At 47.8% G+C, this 6,083-nt stretch carries 5 protein-coding genes; 1 reads left to right on the top strand and 4 read right to left on the bottom strand.

Annotation, left to right across the window (positions count from 1 at the left end):
- Together WMO75_RS04710 and WMO75_RS04705 are read right to left on the bottom strand one after the other, a co-directional pair.
- A partial coding sequence (locus tag WMO75_RS04710; protein WP_349077701.1) for an NAD(P)H-hydrate epimerase occupies window positions 1–963 on the bottom strand: 963 nt, incomplete at its 3' end.
- A gap of 93 nt (window positions 964–1,056) precedes the next feature.
- Complete coding sequence (locus WMO75_RS04705) at window positions 1,057–1,713, bottom strand: redox-sensing transcriptional repressor Rex (RefSeq protein WP_022215036.1); 657 nt, start codon at window positions 1,711–1,713, stop codon at window positions 1,057–1,059.
- A 158-nt stretch (window positions 1,714–1,871) separates the two neighbouring features.
- Between WMO75_RS04705 and abc-f the strand changes: the two genes are divergently transcribed.
- Complete coding sequence (abc-f, locus tag WMO75_RS04700; RefSeq protein ID WP_298089036.1) at window positions 1,872–3,794, top strand: ribosomal protection-like ABC-F family protein; 1,923 nt, start codon at window positions 1,872–1,874, stop codon at window positions 3,792–3,794.
- A 42-nt stretch (window positions 3,795–3,836) separates the two neighbouring features.
- On the opposite strand, the gene WMO75_RS04695 is transcribed toward abc-f, so the two are convergent.
- Both WMO75_RS04695 and WMO75_RS04690 read right to left on the bottom strand, forming a co-directional pair.
- A complete protein-coding gene (locus tag WMO75_RS04695; protein ID WP_118252825.1) occupies window positions 3,837–5,045 on the bottom strand; it encodes an NADP-dependent isocitrate dehydrogenase in 1,209 nt (402 codons plus the stop codon).
- Between the two features lie 136 nt (window positions 5,046–5,181).
- Window positions 5,182–6,018 (bottom strand): S8 family peptidase, encoded by an 837-nt coding sequence (locus WMO75_RS04690; protein WP_022215033.1) that lies wholly within the window; start codon window positions 6,016–6,018, stop codon window positions 5,182–5,184.
- Window positions 6,019–6,083: the final 65 nt, after the last annotated feature.

Raw genomic sequence — 6,083 nt, 5'->3', positions numbered from 1 at the left:
AGACTGTCCAAGTCCTGGTCCGATCACCACAATGTCGCACCAGTGCATTGCATTAACCCATGCTTCGTTGCCGCCAGCATCATCTGCAAACATCGCCTCCGGAAGAAGCGTCTGCAGTGGAATGCGATTCTCCTCATCCGTCAGGATCTTGACCATCCCGGCTCCGGCAGCGAAGGCGCCCTCTGCACAGAGATACGCTGCCCCGCACATTCCTTTGCTTCCGGCAACGACAAGAACCTTGCCAAACGTACCCTTGTTCCCATTCGCGGCGCGCAGAGGAAGCTTCTGGAGATCTTTTTTCTCAAGTGCCGCTTTCCGTGTCGGAAGATCCGGATTCTCGTAGATGCCGACATCTGCTACAACAATTTTTCCCGCAAAATTTTTGCCTGGATAAAAACACAAGCCTGTTTTACAGAATGCAAACGTCACCGTCAGATCCGCACGAAATGCGATTCCAAGCTCTCTTCCCGTGTTGCTACATACCCCGGACGGCAGATCTACCGCCACTTTCCATGCAGAAACCTCGTTCAAAGCCTGAATGATTTCTATGTATTTTCCTTCGATCGAGCGGTCAAGCCCAACGCCGAAGATGGCATCTACTATAGTAGTATATTCTCCTGCTGCCAGGTTATTCACCAGAGGAACCTGATAATTCTCTGCGATCTTAAGTTGGCGGCGTGTTTCCTTTGTGCGGTGATCCGGATTTCCGAGCATATAGATTTCCGCGTTATATCCATGCAGATGCAGGATCCTGGCGATCGCGACTCCGTCTCCGCCGTTGTTCCCGCCTCCGCAGACGCACAAGATCCGCTGTTTCTGTGACATTTCCGCAAAATGTCCTTCCATTGCATCCACAACAGCCAGTGCCGCCCGTTCCATCAGCACACAGGACGGAACTCCCATTCCGGTAATGGTGCAGCTATCCAGTGCTTTCATTTCCGATCCGCCTACAATTCGTTTCATCTGATATCTCCTCGATATACGATACAAAGCAAAAAGCTGTTACGCAGCCGCCTTCATTAAGGAGCCGGGTAACAGCCTCTTGCTGTCCTCATGTTATGATTGCTGCTCTTCCACGTGTTCCTGACGATATTGACTGAGATTGTAAGATAACGTCATCAGACTCTCAGAAAGATGTACGTTCTCTACAATGACATCCTCCGGAGTCTCCAGATCGATATGTGCAAAATTCCAGATTGCCTTGATACCATTCTCGATCAGGATATCTGCCATATCCTTCGCCTTGTTCTTCGGCAGTGTGAGGATCGCAATCTCAATATTCTTCTCTCTGAGGAAGAATGGGAGATTACTGATCATCTGGATCTCAATTCCACGGACCGCGATGCCCTCCAGTACCGGATTGACATCAAAAATCCCTTCCAGCTTAAAGCCACGTTTTTCAAAGTCAACGTAATTGGCAAGTGCCTGTCCAAGATTACCGGCACCGATGATGATCATCGGATGTACCTCATCCAATCCAAGGATCTTACCGATTTCTGTATAGAGATATTTCACATTATAACCGTATCCCTGCTGCCCAAATCCTCCAAAATTATTCAAATCCTGGCGGATCTGCGATGCTGTGACACGCATTTTCTTACTAAGATCATTGGAAGATATACGTTCAACATTGTCTTCCAGTAACTCGCCAAGATAGCGATAATACCGGGGCAGTCTCTTAATTACAGCTTTTGATATCTGTTTTGCTTCCACCGTTGTCCCCTCCTTATACTTTCCTGTTAATTATACCGAAATGTTATTTTATTGTCAATCAATGTTGTCAAATCTATACAATTTTTGAGGAAATTTCCTTTACAAAGCCATCATTTGACCTTATAATCATAGCGTATATTGACTTTGGAGGAATATTTATGATTTTATCGTGTCAGGGCATCAGCAAATCTTTTGGCGAAAAAGTCATTTTGAACGATGCCTCATTTCATATAGAAGAGCGTGAAAAAGCCGCTCTCATCGGCAACAACGGAGCAGGTAAGACAACCCTTCTCCGTATTATAATGAATGAAATTTCTGCGGATTCCGGTCAGGTCGTTCTGATGAAGGACAAGAAGATCGGTTATCTCGCACAGTATCAGGATGTCAGCGGACACCGCACCGTCTATGAGGAACTGCTCACAACCAAGCAGTACATCATCGACATGGAAGACCGCATGCGTGCGATCGAAGTCCAGATGAAAAACGCTTCCGGCGAGGAACTTGACCGTCTGATGAACACCTACACCCGCCTGACCCACGAATTTGAGCTGGAAAACGGCTATGCCTACAAGAGCGAGCTGATGGGTGTCCTCAAGGGTCTTGGCTTTACGGACGAAGATTTTTCCAAACAGGTCGAAACCCTCTCCGGTGGACAGAAGACCCGTGTCGCTCTTGGTAAACTCCTGATCTCCAAGCCGGACATTCTTCTCCTCGATGAGCCGACCAACCACCTCGACATGGAGAGTATTTCCTGGCTGGAAACTTATCTTCTGAATTATCCGGGTGCTGTATTTATCGTCTCCCATGACCGTTATTTCCTTGATAAAGTTGTAACGAAGGTCATTGAGATTGATGCCGCCCAGGTCCGCATGTACAGTGGCAATTACTCCGCTTACGCCGAAAAGAAAGCACAGCTTCGTGACGCACAGTACAAGGCTTACCTTAACCAGCAGAGAGACATCAAGCATCAGGAAGCCGTCATCGTCAAGCTGAAATCCTTCAACCGTGAGAAATCCATCCGCCGCGCAGAAAGCCGTGAAAAAATGCTCGGTAAGATCCAGCGGATCGAGAAACCGACCGAGGTTCAGAGCCAGATGCGGCTTTCTCTGGAACCGAGAGTTGTCAGTGGAAACGATGTTCTCACGGTAGAAGAACTTTCCAAGAGCTTTCCGGAGCAGACACTTTTTACCGATATCTCTTTCCAGATCAAACGTGGTGAGCGCGTTGCCCTGATCGGAAACAACGGTACCGGCAAGACGACCATGCTCAAGATCCTCAACGATCTTATCCCGGCAGACTCAGGAACTTTTTCCCTGGGCTCCAAGGTTCAGATCGGATATTATGACCAGGAACACCATGTACTCCACGCGGAGAAGACGATCTTTGAGGAAATTTCCGATACTTACCCGACACTTACCGAGACAGAGATTCGAAACATGCTCGCCGCCTTCCTCTTTACCGGTGATGATGTTTTCAAAGTGATCTCCTCTCTCTCCGGTGGTGAGCGCGGCCGTGTTTCCCTCGCGAAGCTGATGCTCTCCGAGGCAAACTTCCTGATCCTCGATGAGCCGACCAACCACCTTGATATCGCTTCCAAAGAAATACTCGAAGAAGCGCTGAACAGTTACACCGGTACGGTCTTTTATGTTTCTCATGACCGATATTTCATCAACCAGACCGCGACCAGGATCCTGGAACTGACCAATCAGGCCGTTGTCAACTATATCGGTGATTACGATTACTACCTTGAGAAAAAAGAAGAACTCACTGAGAAATACGCTCCGGTGCAGCAGGAAACTGTAACTGTGCAGGAAACCGCACCAGCCACAGCATCTGAAGGAAAGCTCACCTGGCAGCAGCAGAAAGAAGAACAGGCACGTAAGCGTAAGCAGGAAGCAGAACTTAAGAAAACAGAAGCGCGGATCGAAGAACTCGAAACCCGCGATAAAGAAATCGATGAAACACTGGTTCTCCCGGATGTCTGCACCAACGTCGGACGCTGTGCAGAACTCAGCCGCGAAAAAGACAAAATCCAACAAGAACTTGAAGAACTCTACGAAAAATGGGAAACCCTGGCGTAATGCCTTGGGTTTCCCATTTTTATCTTTTGATGTATTTTTAAATTAAAGTAATGTGTCCAGAGTCTCTCTGATCGCAAGGATAAACTGCTCGCTGTTCAGTACGGTCGGATTCTCAATGCTGGTGATCAGTGCCAGGTCTTTGGTCATCTTTCCGGATTCGATGGTGGAAAGAGTTGCTTCTTCCAGTTTGTCTGCGAACTGTGCAAGTTCCTGATTCCCATCGAGTTCCCCACGTTTGCGTAGTGCTCCTGTCCATGCAAAGATGGTTGCAACGGAGTTTGTGGAAGTCTCGCCGCCCTCCAGATGACGATAATAATGTCTCTGTACCGTTCCGTGAGCAGCTTCATACTCATAGTATCCGTTCGGAGAAACAAGAACAGATGTCATCATCGCAAGAGAACCAAATGCAGAAGATACCATATCACTCATAACATCTCCATCGTAGTTCTTGCATGCCCAGATAAATCCACCCTCTGCTTTCATGACACGGGCTACGATATCATCGATCAGGCTGTAGAAGTAAGTAAGACCTGCTTCCTCGAATTTCTCCTTGAACTCATTGTCAAATACTGTCTGGAAAACCTGTTTAAATTTGGCATCGTAAGTCTTGGAAATGGTATCCTTCGCGCCAAACCATACATCCTGCTTGGTATCCAGTGCATAGTTGAAGCAGCTTCTTGCAAAACTCTCAATAGAAGCTTCCATGTTGTGCATACCCATGGCAACTCCCGGAGCCTTGAATTCCTGTACCAGAGCACGTTTCTCTTCTCCATCCTCGGAAGTATAGACAAGCTCTACTTTACCCGGTTTGTCAACGTACATCTCTGTGTTCTTGTAAATGTCCCCATATGCGTGACGTGCAAGAGTGATCGGTTTCTTCCAGTTGCGTACGCATGGCTCGATTCCCTTTACTACGATCGGGGCACGGAATACAGTTCCGTCCAGAATCGCACGGATCGTTCCGTTCGGGCTCTTGTACATTTTCTTGAGGTCGTATTCTTCCATACGTGCGTGGTTTGGAGTGATGGTCGCACATTTAACTGCAACACCATATTTCTTGGTTGCTTCTGCTGCATCGATGGTTACCTGGTCATCGGTATCATTGCGGTGTGCAAGACCAAGGTCATAGTATTCTGTATTCAGATCAATATACGGAAGTAATAATTCGTCCTTGATCATCTTCCAGAGAATTCTGGTCATCTCATCTCCGTCCATTTCGACTAACGGCGTTGTCATCTGAATTTTTGTCATAATGTTCTCCTCTCTGCATATCACTGGTTTGCTGTCGCTATTTACAGCAACGATTTGTTCCATTGTAGCGAAAAAAATCATTCCCGTCAATACTTTCAGGCTTTACTAAAGTAAATTCTGCGAATTTTCCTGAAAATCACAGCGAAAGGAACTTTTTACAGTTAAATTTTCCCCATCCCTGCTGATTTTTCGGAAGGCCGAGGTCGTCTGCGCTGTCGCGGAGCATCATCTTGATATCTACGTTGGTGAGCATGGGATCTTTTTCCAGTGCAAGTGCCGCCGCCCCGGAGATCATTGGCGTGGACATCGACGTACCGCTTTTCATTCCATACGTATTTCCCGCCCCGGCCGCACACGACATGATCCGGCGTCCCGGTGCCACCAGATCCGGTTTACAGACACACTCAAACGTCGGCCCTCGCCCGGAGATTCCCTCTTTTCCCATAAGCATATCGCTGGAACCCACCGTGATCACCTTTTTGCTGCACCCCGGAGCAGTGATACTGCCCGGCTCCGGTCCCTGGTTTCCCGCCGCCGCAACGACCACCAGTCCCTGATCCCAGAGCTGTTCCACGCCGCGCACCAGAACATCCTTGTCATTCCTGGTACGATATGTCGTGCCGACAGAAATATTCACCACTCGGATCCTGTACTCCTCCCGATGGTTCATAAGCCACTGAAACGCCGCCAGGATATCCTCCTTATTGCCGTTTCCAAAACGATCCAGCACCTTAAGCCCGATCAGCGAACATCCCGGTGCCATCCCTTTGTACTTTCCCATAGAAGCCGCTCCGCTGCCTCCTAAGATCCCCGCCACACACGTTCCATGACCATTATCATCGTAAGGTAATTTCCTGTATGATATAAAATCTGCAAAAGCATAAATACGATCACCAAAATCCATATGAGGATAAATTCCCGTATCAAAAAGTGCCACACCAACCCCTTTTCCGGTATAAGCTGACTGCTTCATGAATATACTCCTTATAAATGGACTTATTTTAGTGTATTCCGGATATCTGTGGATTGCTTCGCAAT

The organism is Blautia intestinihominis (assembly GCF_040096655.1).
GTDB classification, from domain to species: domain Bacteria; phylum Bacillota; class Clostridia; order Lachnospirales; family Lachnospiraceae; genus Blautia_A; species Blautia_A intestinihominis.
The sequence above is the reverse complement of the archived record's forward strand: the minus strand, read 5'-3'. Positions and strand labels throughout refer to the sequence as shown.